The organism is Streptomyces sp. NPDC050732 (assembly GCF_040654255.1).
GTDB lineage: Bacteria > Actinomycetota > Actinomycetes > Streptomycetales > Streptomycetaceae > Streptomyces.
Map to the genome: position 1 here is coordinate 204,130 of NZ_JBFAHP010000008.1, position 22,139 is coordinate 226,268.

Sequence of the window (22,139 nt, forward strand, 5' to 3'; positions counted from 1 at the left end):
AGCGAGCCCGGGCCGCCGGGTCACATGATTTTCCGCGAGGAGCTCGACACGCGGTCGGTGTGGGGGATGTGGGGCTGCTACGTGGGTGGGGCTGACGAGTGTGGGACTGCCCGCCACACACGTGGCAGGCAGCCGCCCACCCCACCCCACCCCGCCCGCCGCGCGACGCCGGCGGGCGGGCGGGGGCGGGGCTCGGCCTGAGGGCTCGGCTCGGCCTACCTGGCGAGCTCCGCCGGCTGGTCCAAGCGTGTCAGCTTCAGCGGATTCGCCACCGCGTAGATCCGGGCGATCCGCCCGTTCTCCACCACGAAGCTCACCGCGGCCACCCGGCCGTCGACCTCGGTGAGGCCTGCGGGCGCACCGTTGAGCGTCACGGTCGACACCACCCGGTCCGGGCGCGCGAGCGCGTTCGCGACCAGTTCGGCCCCGCGGACCGGAACGCGAGCGGCCGCCGCGAGCCCACCGCCATCCGCGACCAGCACCACATCCGGAGCCATGACCTCCATCAGCTCCTTGACCTGCCCGGTGCGCAGCGCGGCCAGGAACCGCTCCACGACGGCCTGCTGCTCGGACCGGCTCACCTCCATCCGCGGCCGACGGGCCGCCACGTGCTCGCGGGCCCGCCGGGCCGTCTGCCGTACGGCGGCCGCGGACTTGCCGACGGCCTCGGCGATCTCCCCGTACGGCATGTCGAAGACCTCACGGAGCACGAACACCGCCCGCTCCGTCGGCCCGAGCGTCTCCAGCACGGTGAGCATCGCGATGGAGACGCTCTCCGCGAGCTCGACGTCCTCGGCGACATCCGGACTGGTCAGCAACGGCTCCGGCAGCCACTCGCCCACGTAGTCCTCGCGGCGGCGCGACAGCGTACGCATACGGTTGAGCGCCTGCCGCGTGACGATCCTGACGAGGTACGCCCGCGGGTCGCTCACCCGCTCCTGGTCGACGTCGGCCCAGCGCAACCAGGAGTCCTGCAGCACGTCCTCCGCGTCGGCCGCGGAGCCGAGCATCTCGTAGGCGACCGTGAACAGCAGGCTGCGGTGGGCGACGAACGGGTCCCCGCTCATACCGTCGACGCGGCGCCGGACCGCTCAGGGCGCGCGGCCAGCGGGATCTCACAGGCGTCGGAGAAGCCCTGCGAGGTGATCCCGTGTGCCGTGTTGTTCCTGGTCGACATGTTGCTGAAGGCGACGTAGGCGGTGAGTTCGACCATCGCCGCCGCGCCGAGCCGGTCGAGCAGGCTCGCGTGCAGTTCGTCGGTGACAGTCGTCGGCGTGGCCGTCATGGCCTCGGCGTACTCCAGGACATCCCGCTCCAACGGTGTGAACGCGTCCGACTCCCGCCAGCGCGGCACCTGACTCGCCTTGGCCATGTCCAGCTTCTCGTTCAGCGCCCGGAAGTAGTTGACATCGAGGCACCAGCCGCAGCCCACCTGCGCGGCGACGGCCATGTGCACGAACGTCTTGAGGCTCTCGTCGACCGCGTCCCAAGCGTCGACCTTGCCGGCGAAGTCCAAGCTGTCCGCGGCCACCGCCGGACTGTGCCACACCACCTCGACGGGCTCGGGCACGGCACCGAGCTGCTTGATCATGTTCTCCTTGAGCTCGGTGGGAAGCTCGGCCTTCGTCATGCGTAGCGCCATGATGCTCTCAGTCTCCTCATGCGTATGCCCGATACCCGATGCCCGGCTGCTTGGCTTGGCTGGTCGACTGCCGCTGCTTGGCGGGCTGACCTGTCTGCCTGGCCGACTGACGGGCTGTCGGGCTCTCTGTCTGTCTCTTCGCCATGGAGACACCACTCGGCCCGCGTGTGTGACACATCCGCGGCCGACCGGCCGACCGACGGCCCGGCCCATCACCGGGCTCACCACCAGTAGGCGGGGTAGCGCGGCGCGCTGGGGCGGGCGCACGAGGCGGCCCAGCCCACAAGGACGAGGAGAGCGGCGGAACCTGCGAGGAGAGGCACGAAGGTCGCGGGTCGCGGGGTATTGAGGACGATGACGACGGCGGTCGCGCACGCGGGGGAGTGCGGCGTACGAGCCACTGTCATCACGGCCAAGCTGATCCCGGCTGCCGTGGCCGCCGCCCACGGAGAGCTGCCGGAGGCGGCGACGACCGCATATCCGACGGCGGCGCACAGCAGATGCCCGGCGATCACGCTGCGTGGCTGGGCCAGCGGCAGCCTCGGCGCACCGTGAATGATCGCGGCGGACGCGGCGATCGGGGGTATGAGCACGGGCTCGTGGATGAGGGAGCCTATGGCCACCAGGGCCAGGAGGACGGCGGTGGCGACGCTGACGTTGTGCAGCGCGGTACCCGGCGGCGGCGGGGCGGGCGCGCGCCCGGCGAGACGGGCGCGGATGCGTGACCGGGTGGCCGAGGACGGCTGTACGGCGGTGGCTGCTTCAGTGACTGTTTTGGTGCTCAAGACAGTGGTGTTCCGGGGGCTGGGCCGGCGGGAGACCCGGACGGCAGGGCAGGCGGGCAGGAGTCGGCCCGGTTTCCCTCGGGGTCGGCAGGGACGTGGGCACCGGCGGCGGTCCGGGGTCGGGATATCCGCGTACTCGCCCCGGATTCTATGGGGCGGTGACTTGTCGCCGCAGGTCAGGGTCGTCGGGAGCGGATGAGCCCGCTCAGCCGCCCACTCGCTGACGGGAGGTCAGCCGACTGGCAGCAGGCGCGGCCATTTCGGCGCCTGCATGCGTGCAGGTGGGCATCCCTGGTGAGGCCTGAGGCGTGCTCAGGTTGAGGGCAGGGAGGTGGGCGGACTGAGCGGGCGAGCGGACTGAGCTGGAACCTGGGCGGGCTGAGCACGGGCCGGCAACCGCGGCATAGCCATCGGCGCGGCCGTCGGCGTGGCGGGATCCGTCGGTGTTCCCGTGCTGTGCTGCGCTGATGGGCCCGTGAAGGGGTGGGGGGAGTGTTGCTGCTGCTGGCTTACGTGGGCGTGTGGGTGGTGGTGTGAGTGAGGGTCGTGGTGTGGGTGAGGTGGCCGTTCTGGTGACTGGTGACAGTCTGCGTGGTGGTGTGACCGGTGGGGGTGATCGTGGTGGTGGGGGGAGTGGTGGTGATGTGGCAGGGGGCGTTGAGTTCGACGTAGTGGTGCCACTCGGTGTGGCTGTGCGTGAGATGAGTGGTCGGGGGGTGGGGGTGGGTGGCTTGGCGGGCCGCCTCGATGAGGACCATGCCGGGAATGTGGTCACCGTCGTGGTCGAAGAGGATGGGGTGGGTGGGGTCGGGGTTGAGGCGGTACCGATGCGGCTCGTGGGTGGGGGCGAGCACGAGGTCGCGGGTGTGGACGCGGCCGTAAGTGGTGGGGTCTTGGTGAATGGGGGTGTGTTCTAGGGCTTCGAGGGTGTGGTCAGTGGGGTTGGTGGACTGGGAGTTGGTGGGGTTGGCGGTGCGCAGACGCTGGTAGGCGGCCGGGGATATGCAGGTGAAGTGGCCGTACCCGGTGGCGATGGTGTGGTGGTGCTGGTTGGTGATGGTGAGACTGATGGTGAAGTTGGGGCTGCGACGAACGCGGGTGAGCGTCGTGTTGAGGGTCAGATTGGTGGGGGTGGTGCCGATGGTCAGGTGCTCCGGATGGGTGGTGACGGTCATGTCCTGCATGACGAAGTTGTGGCCCAGAGGTACGCCGAACTCGGCGTGAGCCAGGTAGATGCCGGTCTGGCGGAGGGTCTCGCAGGCCAGGAGATGATCGTGGTGGCGTCCGTCCGACGTGGTGAAGAAGGTGTGGGCGCGGGGCCACTGGCCGGTGAGGACAAAGGTGCTCTCACCGGTTTTCTCGCAGTCGGTGAGGAAGACTTCGGCGAGGGCGGCGCGGTGGACGTATTCCGCGGGAACGGTCGTGGTGAGCCGGGGTAGTTGGGCCGGCGAACCGTCGGTGCGGGCGGTGTGGGTGTTGCGGTTGCCCTGGGCGTCTTTCGACTCGGGCATGACGAGACTGCTGCTCATGAACCTCTCCCCCGGAGGTGAATGAAAGTGACGCCATAACATACATACCCACCGGTTTCCTTTTCAAGGGTCGGTGGTGATTACATGAGTCGTACGCAGGGTAAATGGGTCTCCTGGGGATTCGAGTTTCTGTGACGCTGAGTAGTGTTGGCGAGTTACGTTCCTGGTGGGAGGTGGGTTGAGGTTTTCCGCGAAAGAGGAATTATTCCGTCCGTTTATCCACGGAAAACCGGCAGTCCGGTTCCCTTGTTATGCTTTCGCGTCGATCGGAGCACGGTTCGGTCCGGCCTGCTCCGGTGGGACTGATCGGCTGCTTCCTTCCTTGCTCCCTTGCTTGCTTGCTGGTTGGGCGGGTGAGGCTGGGGCCCCTGGCTGGGGGTGGCTACTGGGTTGACCCAAGGTCAAATCTCGGTGTCAGATCTGGGCGTCAAATCGCGGCGGGGTACGCCCGGTTGGGCTTGTACGAGTTCGTTGTGCATCGTCAGATTGTGGGGGTTGGCGTGGTGGGTCATGAGAGTTCGTCTGGTGTTGGTTCGGTCGAGTCGGATCTGGTCGAGGCTGATGTGATCGGCCCGGATTCGCGCGTTCATGAGGGGGGACGCCGCGAGGGGTTGGCGCACCTGAGCCTGGTGGCGGTGAATATTGACGGGGTGTTGCTGAATGACAGTTTCGGCCCGGTGATCCGCCGCTTGGTGGAGTCGCGGGGCGGACAGTACGGAGCGGGGCTGGAGCAGGCGTTGTTGTCGCAGTCGCAGCTTGTGGCGGCGCAGGCGGCGGCGGACGTATTGGGAGGCACCGCGGAGGACTTGCTGGCCGCGTATTTCGAGGAGCGGGAGCGCTATCTCCTGGAGCATCCGGTGCGGGTGCTGGAGGGTGCGCACCGGTTGATGGAAAGGCTGCGGTCGTTCGGCGTGCGTACGGTGTGTTATGGCGGATTGGAGCGTACGCACTTCGACCGTCATCTGGGGGATTTGGCGGAGTATTTCGACGAACCAGTGTATGTGTGCACCAATGATTTCCGTCCGGGGATCCGGGAGATCACCGAGGATGTGTTCAAGCTCCGTTTCGACCAGGTGCTCTTCATCGACGATGTGGCACGGGTGGCGCAGACGGCGCGCGAGCTCGGCGTGGCGTTCATCGGGCACCCCAGCGACTACGAGCACGGGTACCAGCGGCCGTTGATGGAGCAGGTCGGCGTGCGCCACGTGGTCCGATCGCTGGACGAGATCGACGAGGAGCTCCTGCGCAAGGTGGACGCCGAGGCGGCGGCCGGACGCAACTGGCCGGACGAGCGTGCTGGGCAGAGCTGACGAGCGTATGCGGAGGGCTTGAGTGGCGTACGCGGCGCGTCAAGCTGCACGCGTCCGATGAGCCCGCGAGGCCGTGACCTATGAGCCGTAATCCGTGGGCCGTGACGCGCAATGTCACGGCCCACGGATTTGCGGCCTGCCTGCAGCCGGCAGCCCATCCTGGCGGGCCGCCCGCCACATCGCGAACGGGGCTGGCCTGCGGCCTGCTGGTGCGATACCGGCCATTGGCCGTGCCCCGCATGGCGCGAATGGCGCTCATCCTCTTCGGCCTCACTGATATACGCCTCGTTCCTTCAACTGCCCATGGGCCCCACCTCCTTGCCGTGTCACCCCGATGTGCCGGGGCCCGTGAACGGTGTGTGGGTGGGGAGGCGACGTTTGGCGTGAGTTGTGCTTGCGAAGAGGCCACCTTGGTGGGTTGAGTGTCGTTTTGTCGGACGGGTGAAGCGGGGGAGGACGGTGGGGAAAGATCCCCGGCCGAGTCCGCAGGTGGGGTTGTGGGTAAGGTACCTCCACGACGGTTTCTTTTTCGGGTCCGCTGCATACCCGATACGGGCACGAGTGCAGGGGAGGTCACGTGGCGCAGCAGGAGCGTGCTGTCAGAACCCGCCGCGCAGTACTGGAAGCGGCTGCGACGGTCTTTGCCGAGCATGGATATTCGGCGGCCACGGTGTCGGACATCCTCCAGGAGGCCGGGGTCACCAAGGGCGCGTTGTACTTCCACTTCGACTCCAAGGAGGCCTTGGCGCGCGGGGTGCTGCAGGCGCAGGTCGCCTACGCGGGACCGCCGCAGGATCTCAAGGTCCAGGAGTGGGTGGATGCGGGGCTGTTGCTCGCGCACCGACTGCCGCGTGATCCGGTGGTACGAGCGGGTGCGGTGCTCTCTTCCGACCCACAGGGCCGGGAGCACTACGGCAGTGCCTGGCCGGCCTGGATCGAGCTGTCCGCGCAGACGCTCGCCGAGGCGAAGGACCGCGGGGAGATCCTTTCCCACGTGGTGCCCCGGCAGACCGCGGAGCTCATCGTCAGCTGTTTTCACGGGGTGCAGCTCTTCTCTCAGCTCGAGAGTGGGCTGGCGGACGTCGAACGGCGCATCTCGGTGCTCTACGACCACGTGATACCGGCGATCACGGTGCCCGCGGTCCTGGCCCGTCTCGACCTCGCGCCTGACCGGGGAGCGCGCCTGTACGCACAGGCGGTGTCCGTCCCCCAGCCCATGCTGGTCCCCTCGACCAACTGACGTCGGTCAACCCGTACTTACCTGGCTTTAGGCTGAGCCTGAGCTTGCTTCACACCGGCGTTGCTCAGGCCAGCCGTATCAGCGTCGTGTCGGCGTCAGCGACTGAGACCGCAACTGGGGCCGCGACTGGGTCTGCGTTTGCTTCAGTTTCAGGCCGCAGGCTCACGCTTCAGGTAGAACCCGCGCTACGTTCGCTGGGGCGCGGCCTCGCCCGAGTGCCTGGTTGGCCGGGCGGTGTGCTACCAGGCGGTGGCGCCGCCGTCGACGGGCAGGGTGGCGCCCGTGACGAACGAGGCGCGGTCGCTGCACAGCCAGGCGGCGGCCTCCGCGATCTCCTCGGGTTCGGCCATGCGGTTCTGCGGGGAGGAGGCTTTGCTCTTGGCCTCCTGTCCGGGGAAGCGGGCGAACCAGTCCTCGACCATTTCCGAGCGGGCGAGGCCCGGAGCGATGGCGTTGACGCGGATGTTGCTGGGTGCGTACTCGACCGCGGCGACCTTGGTCAGGCCGACCACAGCGTGCTTGGAAGCGATGTAAGGGGCCGCGACCGAGGTCGCGACCAGGCCGGCCACGCTGCTCGTGTTCACGATTGCTCCGCCGCCGCTCTCCAGCATCGCGCCGATCTCGGGGCGCAGGCAGTTCCACACTCCGCGGACGTTGGTGTCCATGATGAGGTCGTAGGCCGCGTCGTCCATCAGGTGCAGCGGGCTCTTCTCGGCAGCTGCTCCCGCGTTGTTGAACGCGACGTCCAGTTGCCCGTAGGTCTCCACCGCGAAGCCCACGGCACGCCGCATGTCGGCGGCGACCTGCACGTCCGCGACGCAGTAGGAAGCCTGTGCCCCCTCGTTGTGCAACTCCTTGACCAGGGTCTGAAGTCGGTCCTCCCGCCGGGATATGAGCACCACCTGTGCGCCCTCCCGCGTGAACACCCGGGCCGCCGCGGCGCCGATCCCACTGCTCGCCCCGGTGATAAGGGCGACCTTCCCCGCGAGCGAACCCTGACCCTGCGTCATCTGGTGCATCTCCTTGCCTCGGGCGGCGCATGCCGCTGCAACGCCGTTCCCGCCGAGGCGTGACGACCTGCCGGTAGCCTAGCGTGCCTGTTCGATAACAGAGGTCGCATTGCTGGATCTTGACTACTTGCTGATGAGGCGGCTGGTGGTGCGGGCGGAGGGGATGCACCGGGGCAACCGGCCTAGGTCTCCGCCGCGGCTCGCAGTACCCGCGTACCCGCAGTACCCGCTGTACTCGCAGTACCTGTAGCGCCCGCAGTTTTCGCAAGGCTGACAGGCTCTGCTCGCTCTCCCGTTCCCTGGCCTCCGTTTCCGGGCCCGTCCAGCGGTTGGCGCGGGTGTGCCCTGTCGAGGGACGGCGGTTATGTGGGGCTGCTAATTGAGGGTGGTGGGGGTGTTGAGGGTATTGGCGGGCGCGGGGCTGCCGTTGGGATGGAGGGTGGGAAGTGTGTGGGGGTGGGCGATGGTGGGGAGCAGGAGCCGCCAGAAGTGAGTGAGGGGGGCGGGGGTGAGTATGTGGGGATTGGTGCGGGTGAGGATTTCGAGGCCGGTCGTGGTGGCGGTGATGGTGGTGGTAAGGGCTTCGGGGGTCGTCTGGGGGGTCAGGGCGTGTTCTCGGGCTGCCTGGGTGGTGAGTTGATGGATGTAGGTGTGCCATTGGTGGCGGAGGTCGTGGGTGCGAGGGCCGGGGTCGTGGGTGAGGCGGAACGCGGCGCGGACGGTGATGTCGTGGTGGAGGAGGTGGATCATGCGGTGGGTGAGGTCCATGAGGTGCTGCAGGGCGCTCACCTTGGCGGGGGGTGTGGGGTGGGCGGTGTGATGGAGGGTGCGGGCAGCGGTGTGCTCGATGGCGTCGGCAAGGGCTGCCTTGTTGGGGAAGTGGAAGTGCAGGGCGCCACGGCTGACGCCGGCACGGTTGCTGATCTCTTCCAAGCTGGTGCGGGTGTAGCCGTGTTGGTCGAAGAGGTTGGCGGCGGAGAGGATGAGGGCGTTGCGGGTACGGGTGGCCCGTTCCTGCTTGCTCACTGGTGACTCCCGTCAAGAATGGTTTCCCGTCGGCGTATAAAACCAACTTGACGGTTTGATCTCCAGGGGTGGTGCACGCCGGGTTGTGGGGTGACCGATGCGTGACGCGTTCCGCTTGCCGATGGGTTGGGGTGGGACGGGTGGCTACCTCGACAGCTTCCCGGGTGCGGGCGATGGGGCGGCGTCGGCGCGTTGGCCGGAAGACGGGGGTGAGTTGAGGATTCCGTTCGGGGTGTCGCTGGGTCGGGGGCGGAGGTATCTGTCGGGGGTGGAGTGGGTGGGGGCTGCTTAAGAAACCGTGCATGCGGTTTTTTCTGGGGCGGGTGGGTTGGGTCGGCAGTCGAGCCGGGTTGGGCCACGTGCCGCCTGGCGTGTGTTGGGGTTCGGAACAGTTGTTGAGGTCTGTGGACGCCGTTCGTGTGCCGGTTTCTTCCTGGAGTGTGGGTTGGGGGGTGGTGGGTGGTGGCTTGGGGTGGGGTGTGGTGGGGGTAGAAACCAGCTGCGCGGTTTTGTATTGACAGGGGTGGGGGGATCTATTTGAATCGGGGGTGTGGTGGGGTTTGCTGCCGCGGGCGGTGTCGTCGGGGGGATGTGGGTGGGCATCGGGGTGTGGGGCGGGTTGGTGGGGATGTGTGGGGGGCTGGGGTGTTTGGGGTGGTCTGTCCGGTCCGCCGGCCCCTGTGCTTTTGGCGGGTTCTGTACGGGCCGGGTCTTTAGGTCTCGTGTCTTTCGTGTCTCTTGTGCTGCGGTGGCGTTGCGGGCCTCTCAGGCCCTCGGGTCTCGTCGGGCCTTGGGTGGCTCCCGCGTTGCCCGGGCCTGTCGTGGCATTCGGGTTTCCCGGTTCCGGCACGTTCCCTGTGCGGCTGGGGTGTCTCGTGGCGTGCAGGTTGTCCGGGTCTCTGAAGGTGCTTGTGCGGATCGGACATCGCGTGCCGTGCAGGCTTGCCGGTTCCCGCATGTTCCCTGTGCGGCTCGGGTGTCTCGTCGTGCCGTTCGGGCTCCTTGGGGTGCTCGCGTCGCGCGTGCTGGTCGGGTCTGTCGTGCCGTGCGGGTCTCACAGGCTCCTGTTGCCTCCTGTATGGCGCAGGTGTCTTGTCGTGCCGCTCGGGTTTCTCGGGGTGCTCGTGTCCTGTGTGCTGGTCGGGCGTCTTGTGCCGTGCGGGCTTCGCAGGGTTTTGAAGTTCCCTGGGTGGCGCAGGTTTCTGGCCCCGTTCGGGTTTCCCGGGCCCTTCATGTTCGCTGTGCGGCTCGGGTGTCTCGTGCCGTGCAGGTTTCCCAAGGCCCTCATGTTCCCTGTGTGGCTGGGGTGTCTCGTGTCGTGCGGGTTCCTGGGGGCGCTTACGGCGCGCGTGCTGGTCGGGCCTTTCGTGCTGTTCAGGTGTCTGGTGCCGTTCGGGTTCCTGGGGGTGCTGGCGTCGCGCGTGCTGGTCAGGCCGGCGCTGTTCGGGTGTCTGGTGCTGTGCAGGGTTTCCGGGTTCCTGGGAGTTCTGCGCATGGTTGAGGGTTCTCGTGTTGTGCGGGTTTGGCGGGTTGTCCGGGTTTTTGAGTCTGGCCGTGTTTTTGGGTCTGACTGTGTTGTTGGTTGGTGGTGCTGTTGTTGAGGGTCTGGGTTGTTCTGGGTGGTGTCGGCCGGGTGTAGGGCGGTGAGCCGGGGGGTGTGGTGTCTGTGTCGTGTGTGCTGCCCCTGGGTGCGGGGTCCGGCGCGTGTCCTGTGTGTCGGGGTGGTTGGTTCGGGTCTGGGTCTGGTCACGGGGCTGGGTCTGGTTGCGGGTCTGGTTCTGGTGTGGGGGCGGGGGAGGGTTTGCTGGTTGGTGGTGTGGGTTTCATCCGGTGGGGTGGGTTGGTGGTGTGGGGTGGGGGGTGTGGGGGTGGTCTGATGTGTGGTCATGTGCTGTGTGGGGGTGGGGGGTTGGGGGTGGGTGGCGTGGTTCTTTGAGTGCTGTGGTGCTGTGGGTGCGGTCTGGTGCAGGAACTCGACGATGTACGGAGGAGTCCCATGAAGATTCAGGTTCTGGGTCCGTTGAGCGCCGAGGTCAACGGGGGATCGATTGTTCCGACGGCGGGTAAGCCGCGGCAGATTCTGTCCCTTTTTGCCCTCTACCCGGGTCAGGTGCTGCCTGTCCCGACGCTGATGGAGGAGTTGTGGGGCACGGCCCCGCCGCAGAGTGCGCTGACGACGTTGCAGACGTATATTCTGCAGTTGCGCCGGCATCTGGGGACGGCGCTGGGTCCGGATGCTCCTGGTACGGCCAAGGAGGTGCTGGCGACCCGGCATGGCGGTTATCTGATGCAGATACCGGCCGAGAGTGTGGATGTGCATCAGTATGAGCGGCTGGCGGGTGAGGGCCGTGCTGCTTTCGAGGACGGGGATGATGTCACCGCGGCCGACCGGTTCCGGCGGGCGCTGGCGCTGTGGCGGGAGCCGGCGCTGGTGGATGTGCGGGTCGGGCCGATCCTGGAGATCGAGGTGCTGCGTCTGGAGGAGTCGCGGCTGGGGACGGTGGAGCGGCGTATCGATGCGGATCTGCGGCTGGGCCGGCATTCCGAGCTGATTGCCGAGCTGACCGAGCTGACTGCCCGTTATCCCCAGCATGAGGGGCTGCATTCGCAGGCGATGGTGGCGTTGTACCGGTCGGGGCGGCAGGCGTCGGCGCTGGAGATCTACCGCAAGCTGCGGATCCGGATGATCGAGGGGCTGGGGGTGGAGCCCTCGCCGCAGGTGCAGCGGCTGCACCAGGCCATGCTGGCCGTTGATCCGCAGCTGGATGTGGTGGCCGGCCCGCGGCGCAGTTCGACCTTCGACCTCTACGCCGCCTGACCCCCCCACCCCCCGCACCGCGGTGCCATCCGCCACCACCGCACCGCGGTGCGGGTGCAAATGCACCACCCCCCCCCGCACCACCGCGCCGCGGTGCGGGTGCACCACCGCCCACCGGGCCACCCGCACCCAATGCACCCGCACCGCGTGGTGCACCCCGGAGCGGGCGTGCCCCGCGGTGCCACCGGCACCGCCGGGTGCATCCCGCACCGCAGTACGCCTCGCGGAGCGGTGGGCCTCGCGGAGCGGTGGACTCCGGAGTGGGTGCGCCTCGCAGTGCCACCGGCACCGCCGGGTGTACCCCGTACCGCGGTGCACCCGGCGGTGCGGTGCACCCGGCGGTGCGGTGCGCTCATGGTGCGCCCCGTACCGCGGTGCCGCCCCGCGGTGCGGTGGGCCTGGCAGTGCGGTGGGCCTGGTGGTGTGCGGGGGCTGGTGGTGTGGTGTGTCTTGTGGTGCTGGGGTTTTGAGTGTGCGGGGGTTTGTGTGCTGGGGGTGGGTGGGCTCGAGTCGTGCGCGGGCTTGTGTCGAGCGGGTGGGGTCACCCTGGGTGCAGCGGGTCTCTTTCCTGGGCGGGGCTAAGGGTGCGGTCTTTCGGGGTGCCCGTCCCGGGGCGGGGTGGAGGGGGCCGGTGTTTCGTTGGCCGGTTCTTGTTCTGTGTGCCGGTCTGTGCCGTTGGCTGCCTGGCACGTCATGCGCGCACGTGTTCGTATTCGTGTCCGGCTGGGCTGTGTGCGGCTGCTTTCCGTCCGGCCGGTGCCGGCACCGCGCCCATGTTGGGATGCGGCGGGACACCGCACGCAGGGCAGGAGCGGCCGGGCACCGCACGGACGGCGGGACATGGCATGTAGGGCTGGCGCGGCGGGACATCGCATGCAGGGCAGGACGCGGCGGGGCACCGCACGCAGGGCAGGACGCGGCGGGGCACCGCACGGACGGCAGGACATCGCATGTGCGGCGGGATGCGGTGGGGCACCGCACGCAGGGCAGGTACGGCCGGGGACCGCACGTTTGGCGGGGCGCTGCTTGTATGGCGGGAGTGGCGGGATGTGGCGGGGTGCGGTGCTGTGACGGCCGGGGGCAGCGTGCTCCGGCCCGTCCGCTCGTCCGGTCTTCGCTGTGGGGTGGGGTGGGGGAGTGGCGGGTCAGGATGTGGGTGTAGTGGTGGTGGGAGAGGGGGGTTTTGGTGCCCGGCGAGTGTGTTCACCGGTTGACGCATACTGCTGAGGTGGCTGCGCCCGCGCCGGTTGTCTATGCGTTGATCGCGGATCCTGAGCGGTGGCCGCTTTTTCTGCCGCGCACGGTGTATGCGCAGCGTCTGGACTTCGATGGTGTCAATGAGCGGCTGCGGGTGTGGTCGCTGGCCGATGGGCAGGTCGCTTCGTGGATTTCTCACCGGGTGCAGGATGCTGTGGGGCGCTGTATCACTTTTCGGCAGGGGCCGTTGATGGCGCCGGCCACCTCGATGACGGGCCGGTGGAGTGTGCGGGCGCTGGAGGGCGGGCGTTGCCGGCTGACGCTGGAGCATGAGTTCACCGCGGCGCGTGAGCGGCCTCAGGATGCGGTGTGGCTGGGGGAGGTGACCGCGGACAACAGCCGTTCGGCGCTGCGCAGTCTGCAGTTCGTGGCCGAGCGGTGGGCGCGGCTGGAGCAGCTGGCGCTTTCCTTCGCCGAGACGGTACGGGTCAAGGGGCCGCCCGAGCTGGTCTATGACTTCCTCTATGACGTGGCGGACTGGCCGGGCCAGCTGCCGCATGTGCGCCGGGCTGTGGTGGAGGTGCCCCAGGCCGGTATCCAGAAAGTCGCCCTGGACCTCACCGCCCCCGGCAGTCCTCACACCGCCCCCGACAGCCCTCGCACCAGGCTCGACAGTCCTCGCGCGGGTCTCGACGGCCCTCGCACGGATTTTGGTGGCCCTGGTCCTGCCCCCGACGGTCCTGCCCCCGGCAGCCCTCACACCGCCCCCGACAGTCCTCGCACGGGTTTGGGTGGCCCCGGTCCTGCCCCCGACGATCCTGCCCCCGACGGTCCTGTCTCGGCCGGGCTGGGTTGTGGTCCTGGTGCTGGGGTGGGGGTGACGGTGGCGGGTATCCGTATCTGTTTTCCGCATGCCGGGCGCATCGTGCACAAGGCCACGGTGCCGCGCCCGTTGCTGGCCGCGCACTGCGGTGAGTGGTCGGTCCTGCCCGATGAGAGGGGGGTGACGGTGGTCGCCCAGCATCATGTGATCTTGCGGGAGGACAGGGTCGAGCAGGTTTTGGGTGCCGGGACGACGCTGGCCGAGGCCCGCCGTCAGGTGCGTGCCGAGCTCGGCCGTGACAGCCGGCAGACCCTGCAGCTGGCCCGCCGCCACGCCGAGTCGGCCATCCGCGTCCTGTGACCAGGCCCCCCGGCGGGGGCCTGTCGCTTCGGGCGGTGCCGGATGAATCCGTCCGTGCGGCCCGGCCCCGGCCGGCGCCGCCCTCGTCCCCGCCACCGGCTGCGGAGGTGCGGGAGCCTGCTCGGACGTGGGAGCGGGGGAGCAAGGGGGAGGGTGCGGCGTGGTGGGCGGGCCGTTCTAGGTGTTCGGGCAGGGGGAGGGGAGGGTGGCGCCGTGGTGAGCCTGCTCGTATCGGTGCCCGCGCGCAGCGGGCGGGTGTGGGGCCGGTCACCGGGCGCCGTGTCTGCGGGCGGGCGGGCGCCTCGCCTGTCCGCGGCACGGCGGTGCGTGAGGACAGGGTCGAGCAGGTGCTGGGTGGCGGGACGGTGCTGGCCGGGGCCCGCCGTCAGGCGTGTGCCGGACTCGGCCGCGGCAGCCGGCAGGCCCTGCAACTGGCCCGCCGCCACGCCGAATCGGCCACCCGTGCCCCGGTGACCCACCCCCGCACCGCCCTCCTCCCCAGGTCCCGCCCCGTCCCGCTAGGCCCACCCCGGGGCTCCGCCCGGCCCTGCTCCACCCCACCGGGCCCCGCCCGTCCTGCTCCGCCCGCCCCGGGGTCCCACCGGGCCCTGCCCCGTCCTGCTCCGCCCATCCCGCCTGGCCCTGGCCCGTCCGGGCGTTGCCTCGCCCGGGCCTTGCCTGGCCCTGTTCCGCCCGGACTCCGTCCCGTCCTGCTCCATCCGGGCCCCGTCTGGCCCTGATTTGGTTCGGGTTCGGCCCCGGCTGCCCTGCCCGGGCCGCGCCGCCCGCGGCAGGTGACGGCGCGGCTCCCCCGGGGGGGGCTTGCAGGTCTGTAGGTCTTAGGCGGTGCCCCGGGCCGGTAGGTGCGCTGCCCGCCTGGCCGGGGTCCGGCCCGGGGCCCGGCCGGCGGATCGTGGGCTGGGGGCTGGGGGCTGGGGGCTGGGGGCTGGGGGCTGGGGCCGGGGGCCGGGGGGCGTAGATGGGGTGGGGCCGGCTGGTGTGCTAATTGTGTTGACCGCTCCCGGTGGGGGGTGCTGGAGTCGGCGGGTGGAGAGCATTCCCGCCAACCGGCGGCTGTGGAACCGGATCAGCGGCGCCTACCAGCAGGCGCACGGCCCGCGGATCGGGGCCGCGCCGCGGCTGTGGGGCATGTATTCCATTCCCGACGCGCACCTGCACGCCCTGGGCGAGGTCAGCGGCCGGCGTGTCCTGGAACTGGGCTGCGGCGCCGGCCAGTGGTCCAGGGCGCTGGCCGCCGAGGGCGCCCGCGTGGTCGGGCTCGATGTGTCCGAAGCCCAGCTCGCCGCGGCCGCCGCCGCGATGGGGGCGGCCCGCTACCCGCTGGTGCAGGGCGCTGCTGAACAACTTCCCTTTGCCGCGGGCAGTTTCGACCTGGTGTTCTGCGACTTCGGCGGGCTCAGCTGGGCGCCTGCGCGCCTGGCCGTCCCGCAGGCGGCACGCGTCCTGGCGCCGGGCGGGCGCCTGGTGTTCAACGTGGCCAGTCCGTGGTTCGAGGCGTGTTACGACGAAGCCGCCCGCCGCGTGTCCACGACGCTGCAGCAAGACTACTTCGGGCGGCACACCGTCGCCGAAGGCGACGGCGCCTCCAGCTATCAGCTCACCTACGGCGGCTGGGTCAGGGTCCTGCGCGGCGCGGGTCTGATCATCGATGACCTCATCGAGCCGCGGCCCGGGCCCGGAACCCCCAACGGCTACAACGAGACCGACCCGCCCGAGTGGGCACACCGCTGGCCGGCGGAACTGCTCTGGGTCACCCGCAAACCGTAAAGGCCCGCCGCGCCAAGCCGGGCAGGCAACCCCGGGCCGGGCCGGGCCGGCCCTGCACGTCCCTCGGCCCGGCCGGGGACCCTTCCCCCGGCGGGTGCCCACCCCGGGCCCGGGCGGTGGCGGTGGCGGTGGCGAGCCTCGGGGCTGGCGCCGTGGGCCGCGACAGCCACAATGCCCTGGCGTGCGGGCGGCGTTGAGCCCCGGGGGGGGGCTCCGGACGGGCCCGCAGGCTCCGGGGCCCCCAGCCCCCCCCGGGCCGCCACCCCCTCCAGCCGCCGCTCCGGGACCTTCCCGGTCCCGGGGCCTGCCCCGGCTCCCGTTCTGCGGTGGGCAACTGGCCTGGGCGGGGCGGCAGATGCGGAGGTGCAGGCTCCGCGGGTGCCGGCCGGCCGGCGGCCCGCGGGGGGCCGCACACGACCCCCCGTGTGGTGACCTACGTCACTTTCGGAGTCCCTTGGTGTGCGGACACCATCCGTGTCACTATTTCCGCACGACTTCCCTGCCCAAAGCCGTTTCTGAGGCGGTGGGTCGAGTGTCGTATCCGCCGCCCCCTGTGCGGGCCATGCCGGATTGATGCCCCTTGTGGCCTCGTTCTTCCCCCACGTATTTCGCTACCCGTATGCCGTGACGCCCGGCGTCCCCGGCGTGCGGGTCCGCGCCGGGGATTCCTGCCTCTTTTTTGCGGTAATCCGGTACGGAATCCATGCGTCGGGGAGAGCGGGGCGGCGGGGCCCGGCAGTGGACGCGCGTAACCGGGCTCAATTTCCAAGGGCGTTGACGGGTTCACTCCCCCCGCGGGTCGGTGGGCGGCGGGGGTGGGGCGGTGCGCCCGGCGCTGTCCGCCGTCCCCCTCTTTCCGTCGGCGGGCCGGCCCGGCCGGTCCGGGCAGGGGCCCCGGCGCGGGCAGTGGAGAAAGGCGGCGGGGGAGGGGAGGGGTTCTCCTCCGGCCCGAAGCCGCAGCGCGCCGTACGCAGCTGGCGGTGCGCCGTGCACGGCCCGAGGTCGAGCCGAAGCCCGCAGCATGCTGTGCGCAGCCTGCAGTCTTTGGTCCGCCCTGCCGTGCAACGCCCCGTTCACTGCAGCCCATTGGGGGCAGGACCGGACCGACTTCCGTGCGTGGGCGGGCCGTTGTCCGGCCGGTCCCGGTAGTGCGGTGGGCCGTGCGTCGCACGTCCCCGCCCGCCGGCTGTCGCGCGCCACCCGCTCTACCCCGTCGGCCTCCCGCCGCACGCCGTCGGTCCCCTTCAGGCCCCCTGGCGCAATCCGCCCAACGCCGGGCCGTAAGCGGTCGCGCCGCAAGCCGGGAGCGGCCACGGCCCAACGCCTGGCCGTAAGCGGTCGCGTTGCAGGCCGGGAGCGGCCGCCGCCCGGCGGCCAGTATCAGCGCTCATGCCGCAGGTCGTGGGCGGCTACCGGCCAGTGGCCAGCGGCAGTCGCAGGCGGTCCCGCCGCAAACCGTGGGCGGCAGCCACCTGGTGCCGGTGTCCCGCCGTCGGCCGTACGCGGTCACGCCGCAAGCGGCCACCGCTCGGCGGCCGGCCCCGGCCGCAATCCGTCAAGCCGCCCCCGGCGGCCGCAGCTCTGCCCGCCGGGCCGTAAGCCATGCTGCGCCCAGCGGTACCCCGTACTCCGCCCCCTCGTCACCGCGTACCCCGCCGATCCATACCGACCCCATACCCCGCCGATCCGTACCCGGCCCGATGCCCCGTCCAGCCGTAGCCCGTGCCGCTGCGGCCGGGAGCCGTGCCCCCTCCAGCCGCCCCGGGGTGGCCAGGCCGGGACCGGGCCCCGGGCGGTATGCCGGCCCCCCCAGGCCCGGCCGTACTCGGCCCCGCGGGCCCAGCCGGATGCCGGCCCGCGGGCCCGGCCCGTTAACCGGCCCCCAGGGCCCAGGGCCCAGGGCCCAGGGCCCAGGGCCCGGGGTCCGGAGCCCGGGGGCCGGGGGCCGGGGGCCGGGGGCCGGTCGTATGCGGGCCCCCGTCGGGGCCTGGCTGTTCCTCTCGTGCCGCCTTCCCCGGTGGCCGGGCGCGGTCTTCCTGGCTGGTGGGGAGGGCGGGGTCCGGGGCCGGCGAAGGCGGCACGGTCCAGGCCGTCACAGCTGCCCTTGCCGTCGCCCGACCGGGCGGCACCGGGAGCGCGCACCAAGCTTCTTCACGTGCAGAAGGCAGACTCTAGAGAAAGTGGATTCCCGATATGCCGAGGCTATGCAAGCCGTCAGTGCGTGTGCCGGAATACGTCATCACGGCGGAAGAGACGCTGGAATTCGCCGAGCGGGTCCATGCCGGAAAGCCGCAGCTTCCCCTGGCACTGCGCCTGATCCGCAACACGGGGGTGCAGAAGCGGCATATCGTGCAGCCCATCGAGCAGACCCTCAAACACCCGGGCCTGACCGAACGCAACCGCATCTACGAGGCCGAATCGAAAAAGCGCACCCCCGAAGTCGTCGAGGAGGCGCTGGCCAACGCCGGCGTCCGGGCCCGGGACATCGACGCGATCATCTACGTGTCGTGCACCGGGTTCCTCATGCCCTCGCTGACCGCCTGGCTCATCAACCAGCTGGGCTTTCGCTCCGACACCCGCCAGATCCCCATCGCCCAGCTGGGCTGCGCGGCCGGCGGCGCCGCCATCAACCGGGCCCACGACTTCTGCCTGGCCCACCCCGGCAGCAACGTCCTGATCGTCTCCTGCGAGCTGTGCTCCCTGTGCTACCAGCCCGACATGGACGACATCGGCTCGCTCCTCTCGGACGGCCTGTTCGGCGACGCGGTCGCGGCCGCGGTGGTGCGCGGCACCGGCGGCACCGGCATCGAGCTGGAGACCAACTCCTCCTACCTCATCCCGCACACCGAGGACTGGATCTCCTACGCGGTGCGTGACACCGGCTTCCACTTCCAGCTGGACCGGCGGGTGCCGGGCACCATGGAGCCGCTGGCGCCGGTGCTGCGGGAGTTCGCCGCCGGGCACCGCTGGGACGCCTCCAACCTCGACTTCTACATCGTCCACGCCGGCGGCCCGCGCATCCTCAACGACCTGGCCAAGTTCCTGGACGTGGACCGCAAGGTGTTCCGCCACAGCTGGGCGACGCTGACCGAGTACGGCAACATCGCCAGCGCCGTCGTCCTGGACGCCGCGCTGCGCCTGTTCGAAGAGGACACCCCGATGCCCGACGCCACCGGACTGATCGCCGGTTTCGGGCCGGGCATCACCGCCGAGATGGCGCTGGGCCGCTGGAGCAGCGACACCCCGCCCGCCGCCGGCTGACACCCGCCCGCCCGCCGCACCCGCGGCGCCCGCCCGTCCGCCGTTCCGGCGGAGTGGTACCCGCCCGCTGCGGTGCCCGCCGGCAGGCCCGCCCGCCGCATCCGCGGTGTCCGCCCGCCCACCGGCCGGTGCACCCGCACGCCGTATCCGCGGCGCGGTGCCCTGGTTCCGCCTGCAGGCAGCCGGGCCCGCCCGCCTGTCGTTCCGGCGGTGCGGTGTCCGGCCGCGTACCGGCGTGCCCGCACGCCCGCGTCGTGTCGGGGCGGGGCGGTGGCGGTCGCGTGGCGGCAGGTGAGAGGTCCGTACGAGAAGTACGAGAAGAAGGAAACCCACCATATGACTGGCCTGATCGTTCCGCCCGGCCAGGGGCGCAAGCTGATCACTCCGGCGCAGGAAGTGACCTTCAAGGCCACCCAGGCGCAGGGCTCGTCCATCTCCGTCTTCGAGGTGGTCGTGCCGCCCGGCTTCGATGTCGGCGCGCATGTCCACCACGAGTCCCAGGAGTTCTTCTACGTCCTGGAGGGCGAGCTGGACCTGATGTGTTTCGAGCCGACCGAGCGGACCCGGGACACCTGGCACCACTGGCGCTCCGCCAGCGGTGAGCGGGTCATCCGGGCCGCCGAGGGCGGCTGCATGTTCGTGCCGCCCGGCACCCCGCACGCGTTTCGCAACGCCACCGACAAACCGGTCAAGATGCTCTTCCAGAGCTATCCCTCGCCCGATCACGAGCACTACTTCGAGGAGATCGCCGAGATCTGGGCGCGCGGCACCACGGTGGATCCCGCCGCGGTGGAGGAGATGCGCAAACGCTACGACGTCGAGGAACTCACCCCCTTGCGCTACCAGCCCCCCGCCGGCACCGGCCCCGCCCCTGCCACCACCGCCCCCGCCGCTGCCGCCGGCACCACCGCCGCCGCTGCTGCTGGTGGGGAGAGTGAGAAGTGAGCGCCGTGAACACAGCCGTCCCCCTGGTCCATGCCAGCCTGGGTGAACAGGAACTGGCCGCCGTCGCCGAGGTGTTCGCCTCGGGCTGGCCGGCCGGCCAAGGGCCCCGGGGCAAGGCCCTGGAGGCCCAGCTCGCCGAGCGCTACGCCATGGACGCGGTCGCCGTCAGCAACTGCGGGGCCGCCCTGCACCTGGCGCTGATGGCGCTGGGCGTGCAAAGCGGCGACGAGGTCATCGTCGCCGACTACACCTTCCCCGCCCCCGCCCACGCGGTGCGCTACCTGGACGCGGTGCCCGTCTTCGCCGACGTGCGCCCCGACACCCACACCGTGGACGTGCAGGCGGTCGCCGACCTCATCACCCCGCGCACCGCCGGCATCATCGCGGTGGACACCGTGGGGCTGCCCGCCGACTACCGCGAACTGGGCGCGCTGGCCCAGCGGCACGGCCTGTTCCTCATCGAGGACGCCGCCTGCGCGGTCGGCGCCACCTACCAGGGCCGCCCGGCCGGCGCGCTGGCCCCCGTCTCCTGCCTGTCCTTCCACGGCCGCAAGGGCGCCAGCTGCGGCGAGGGCGGCGCCCTGCTGGCCGCCGACGCGGCCATCACCGCCGATGCCCGGCTGCGTTCCTCCTTCGGCATCGGCAGCATCTTCGACCAGTCCAAGATCGTGGGCCTGCCCATCCCGGAGTTCACCGAGGTCGGCTACAACTTCAAACTCTCCGACATCGCCGCGGCGATCCTGCAGGTGCAGCTCGGCCGGATCGAGGAACTGCTGGCCCGGCGCACCCAGGTCGCCGCCCAGTACGGCGAACTGCTGGCCGGCGAGGAGCTGCTGAGCCTGCCCCAGGTGCCCGCCGACCGCACCCACGCCTGGCAGTCCTACCTGGTGGCCCTGGATGCGCGGGTGGACCGGGCCGCGCTCGCGGCCGACCTGCGCGGCCAGGGCATCGGCTGCGGCCACGGCACCTGGGCCAGCCACCTGCAGCCGGTCTTCGCCACCAAGCAGACCTGCCCCGTCTCGGCCGACCTGTTCGCCCGCCATCTGGCCATCCCCATGCACGCCGAGCTCACCGCCGACCAGGTCGAGCACGTCGTCACCGTCCTGCGCAGCGCACTTCGAACCCACGCGGCCCCCGCGGGCCGGGGAGGAACCGCATGAGCGACAACCAGCCCAGCCCGGACACCATCCTGCGGCTGATCAACGGCTACTGGTCCACCGGCATCCTGGGCGCCGCCGCCGCCCACGACCTGTTCACCCACCTGGAGGCCGGCGCCGACAGCGCCGCCCAGCTCGCCCGGCGCGCCCAGATCAGCGAACGCGGCGCCCAGACCCTGCTGGACGGCCTGGTCAGCGTCGGCCTCATCGACCTGGCCGGCGGCCGCTACCGCAACACCGCCGCCGCCTCCCAGTACCTGGTCGCGGGCCGGCCCGCCGACCTGAGCGCGCTGGCCCGCCTCAAGCTGACCCACATGGGCAACCTGACCGCGCTGCCCGAGGTGGTGCGCGCCGGCGGCCCGGTCACCGACGCCGCGGTGGAGGTGGCCGACAACCCGCACTGGGGCCAGGTGGTGCCCGCCATCGCCGCCCAGTCGGTGCCCGCGGCCGCCGTCGCCGCCGACGTGCTCCAGCTGGAGCGGGCCGGGGAGATCTCCATCCTGGACGTGGGCGGCGGCTCCGGCATCTACTCCGCCACCTGGCTGGAGCGCAACCCCGCCGCCCGCGCCACCCAGCTGGACTGGGAACCCATCAACGCCATCGCCCGCCGACTGCTGGCCGAACGCGGCCTGGCCGACCGGTTCACCTGCATCGACGGTGACTTCCACACCACCGACTTCGGCACCGGCACCTACGACATCGCGCTCTACTCGCACATCGCCCACCAAGAGGGCCCCGAGGACAACATCGCCGTGTTCACCCGCCTCAAGGACGCCCTCAAGCCCGGCGGCGCCCTGCTGGTGGTCGACTACGTCGTCGACGACGACCGGGCAGGCCCGGCCTTCCCGCTGCTGTTCGCCTCCGAAATGCTCCTGAAGTCCAAGCAGGGCGGCACCTGGCGGCGCGCCGACTACCACGCCTGGCTCACCAAGGCCGGCTTCAGCGACGTCTCCTTCCACGCCGCACCGCCCGCCACCTTGGTCATCGCCCGCTAGCCCGCACCCCCCGCACCCGCGCACCCGCGCATGTGAACCCGCACAGCAACGCGCACGTGAACACGCCCCAACCGAAGGAAACCGCCGTGGAACCTGTGAACGTCGCCGTCATCTACTACAGCGCCACCGGCACCGTGCACGCCCTGGCCCAGGCCATCGCCGAGGGCGCGGAGAAGGCCGGTGCGAGCGTGCGGCTGCGCACGGTCGCCGAGACCGCCCCGGAGGCGGCGATCAACGCCAACCCGGCCTGGGT

At 70.7% G+C, this 22,139-nt stretch carries 16 protein-coding genes; 10 read left to right on the plus strand and 6 right to left on the minus strand.

The window, feature by feature from the left end; all coding sequences use genetic code 11:
- Positions 1-215 precede the first annotated feature (215 nt).
- From AB0H82_RS10085 to AB0H82_RS10100, 4 genes are all read right to left on the minus strand, one after another.
- Positions 216-1,067 carry an RNA polymerase sigma-70 factor gene (locus AB0H82_RS10085; protein WP_362990754.1) on the minus strand — a complete coding sequence of 284 codons (852 nt, stop codon included), beginning with the start codon at positions 1,065-1,067 and terminating at the stop codon, positions 216-218.
- The gene (locus AB0H82_RS10090) at positions 1,064-1,642 is read right to left on the minus strand and encodes a carboxymuconolactone decarboxylase family protein (RefSeq protein ID WP_362990756.1); all 579 of its coding nucleotides are present in this window, start codon (positions 1,640-1,642) and stop codon (positions 1,064-1,066) included. Before AB0H82_RS10090 ends, AB0H82_RS10085 begins: the two co-directional genes overlap by 4 nt.
- Positions 1,643-1,863: 221 nt before the next feature.
- A complete protein-coding gene (locus tag AB0H82_RS10095) occupies positions 1,864-2,427 on the minus strand; it encodes an HPP family protein (protein WP_362990758.1) in 564 nt (187 codons plus the stop codon).
- Between the two features lie 509 nt (positions 2,428-2,936).
- On the minus strand, positions 2,937-3,956 hold the full coding sequence (locus tag AB0H82_RS10100; protein WP_362990760.1) for a ScbA/BarX family gamma-butyrolactone biosynthesis protein: 1,020 nt from the start codon (positions 3,954-3,956) through the stop codon (positions 2,937-2,939).
- A 473-nt stretch (positions 3,957-4,429) separates the two neighbouring features.
- On the opposite strand from AB0H82_RS10100, the gene AB0H82_RS10105 reads away from it, so the two are divergent.
- Complete coding sequence (locus AB0H82_RS10105; protein WP_362990762.1) at positions 4,430-5,266, plus strand: HAD family phosphatase; 837 nt, start codon at positions 4,430-4,432, stop codon at positions 5,264-5,266.
- Between the two features lie 577 nt (positions 5,267-5,843).
- The gene (locus AB0H82_RS10110; protein ID WP_362990764.1) at positions 5,844-6,506 is read left to right on the plus strand and encodes a ScbR family autoregulator-binding transcription factor; all 663 of its coding nucleotides are present in this window, start codon (positions 5,844-5,846) and stop codon (positions 6,504-6,506) included.
- A 239-nt stretch (positions 6,507-6,745) separates the two neighbouring features.
- Here AB0H82_RS10110 and AB0H82_RS10115 read toward each other — a convergent pair whose 3' ends face one another.
- Both AB0H82_RS10115 and AB0H82_RS10120 read right to left on the minus strand, forming a co-directional pair.
- Positions 6,746-7,525 (minus strand): glucose 1-dehydrogenase, encoded by a 780-nt coding sequence (locus tag AB0H82_RS10115; RefSeq protein ID WP_362990766.1) that lies wholly within the window; start codon positions 7,523-7,525, stop codon positions 6,746-6,748.
- A gap of 366 nt (positions 7,526-7,891) precedes the next feature.
- Positions 7,892-8,542 carry a ScbR family autoregulator-binding transcription factor gene (locus AB0H82_RS10120; RefSeq protein WP_362990768.1) on the minus strand — a complete coding sequence of 217 codons (651 nt, stop codon included), beginning with the start codon at positions 8,540-8,542 and terminating at the stop codon, positions 7,892-7,894.
- A gap of 1,996 nt (positions 8,543-10,538) precedes the next feature.
- On the opposite strand from AB0H82_RS10120, the gene AB0H82_RS10125 reads away from it, so the two are divergent.
- The 8 genes from AB0H82_RS10125 to AB0H82_RS10160 form a co-directional block, all read left to right on the plus strand.
- Positions 10,539-11,360 carry an AfsR/SARP family transcriptional regulator gene (locus AB0H82_RS10125; RefSeq protein WP_362990770.1) on the plus strand — a complete coding sequence of 274 codons (822 nt, stop codon included), beginning with the start codon at positions 10,539-10,541 and terminating at the stop codon, positions 11,358-11,360.
- Positions 11,361-12,546: 1,186 nt separating this feature from the next.
- On the plus strand, positions 12,547-13,740 hold the full coding sequence (locus AB0H82_RS10130; RefSeq protein WP_362990807.1) for an SRPBCC family protein: 1,194 nt from the start codon (positions 12,547-12,549) through the stop codon (positions 13,738-13,740).
- Positions 13,741-14,787: 1,047 nt separating this feature from the next.
- On the plus strand, positions 14,788-15,528 hold the full coding sequence (locus tag AB0H82_RS10135; protein WP_362990772.1) for a class I SAM-dependent methyltransferase: 741 nt from the start codon (positions 14,788-14,790) through the stop codon (positions 15,526-15,528).
- A 2,193-nt stretch (positions 15,529-17,721) separates the two neighbouring features.
- Positions 17,722-18,789, plus strand: a complete 1,068-nt coding sequence (locus tag AB0H82_RS10140; protein ID WP_362990774.1) for a type III polyketide synthase — start codon at positions 17,722-17,724, stop codon at positions 18,787-18,789.
- Between the two features lie 336 nt (positions 18,790-19,125).
- Positions 19,126-19,734: a cupin domain-containing protein gene (locus AB0H82_RS10145; RefSeq protein WP_362990776.1), complete on the plus strand. Its 609-nt coding sequence runs from the start codon at positions 19,126-19,128 to the stop codon at positions 19,732-19,734.
- Between the two features lie 5 nt (positions 19,735-19,739).
- Complete coding sequence (locus AB0H82_RS10150; protein WP_362990777.1) at positions 19,740-20,894, plus strand: DegT/DnrJ/EryC1/StrS aminotransferase family protein; 1,155 nt, start codon at positions 19,740-19,742, stop codon at positions 20,892-20,894.
- Positions 20,891-21,886 (plus strand): class I SAM-dependent methyltransferase, encoded by a 996-nt coding sequence (locus AB0H82_RS10155; RefSeq protein ID WP_362990779.1) that lies wholly within the window; start codon positions 20,891-20,893, stop codon positions 21,884-21,886. The genes AB0H82_RS10150 and AB0H82_RS10155 overlap by 4 nt, the downstream gene beginning before the upstream one ends.
- An 86-nt stretch (positions 21,887-21,972) precedes the next feature.
- The coding region (locus AB0H82_RS10160) for a flavodoxin domain-containing protein (RefSeq protein WP_362990809.1) at positions 21,973-22,139 on the plus strand (167 nt) is incomplete at its 3' end.

What these genes read in the sequence shown, in the direction of transcription:
- AB0H82_RS10125 (WP_362990770.1), top strand. Translation starts at nt 10,539, where the DNA reads ATGAAGATTCAGGTTCTGGGTCCGTTGAGCGCCGAGGTCAACGGGGGA.
- AB0H82_RS10115 (WP_362990766.1), bottom strand. Translation starts at nt 7,525, where the DNA reads ATGCACCAGATGACGCAGGGTCAGGGTTCGCTCGCGGGGAAGGTCGCC.
- AB0H82_RS10155 (WP_362990779.1), top strand. Translation starts at nt 20,891, where the DNA reads ATGAGCGACAACCAGCCCAGCCCGGACACCATCCTGCGGCTGATCAAC.
- AB0H82_RS10145 (WP_362990776.1), top strand. Translation starts at nt 19,126, where the DNA reads ATGACTGGCCTGATCGTTCCGCCCGGCCAGGGGCGCAAGCTGATCACT.
- AB0H82_RS10090 (WP_362990756.1), bottom strand. Translation starts at nt 1,642, where the DNA reads ATGGCGCTACGCATGACGAAGGCCGAGCTTCCCACCGAGCTCAAGGAG.
- AB0H82_RS10140 (WP_362990774.1), top strand. Translation starts at nt 17,722, where the DNA reads ATGCCGAGGCTATGCAAGCCGTCAGTGCGTGTGCCGGAATACGTCATC.
- AB0H82_RS10100 (WP_362990760.1), bottom strand. Translation starts at nt 3,956, where the DNA reads ATGAGCAGCAGTCTCGTCATGCCCGAGTCGAAAGACGCCCAGGGCAAC.
- AB0H82_RS10085 (WP_362990754.1), bottom strand. Translation starts at nt 1,067, where the DNA reads ATGAGCGGGGACCCGTTCGTCGCCCACCGCAGCCTGCTGTTCACGGTC.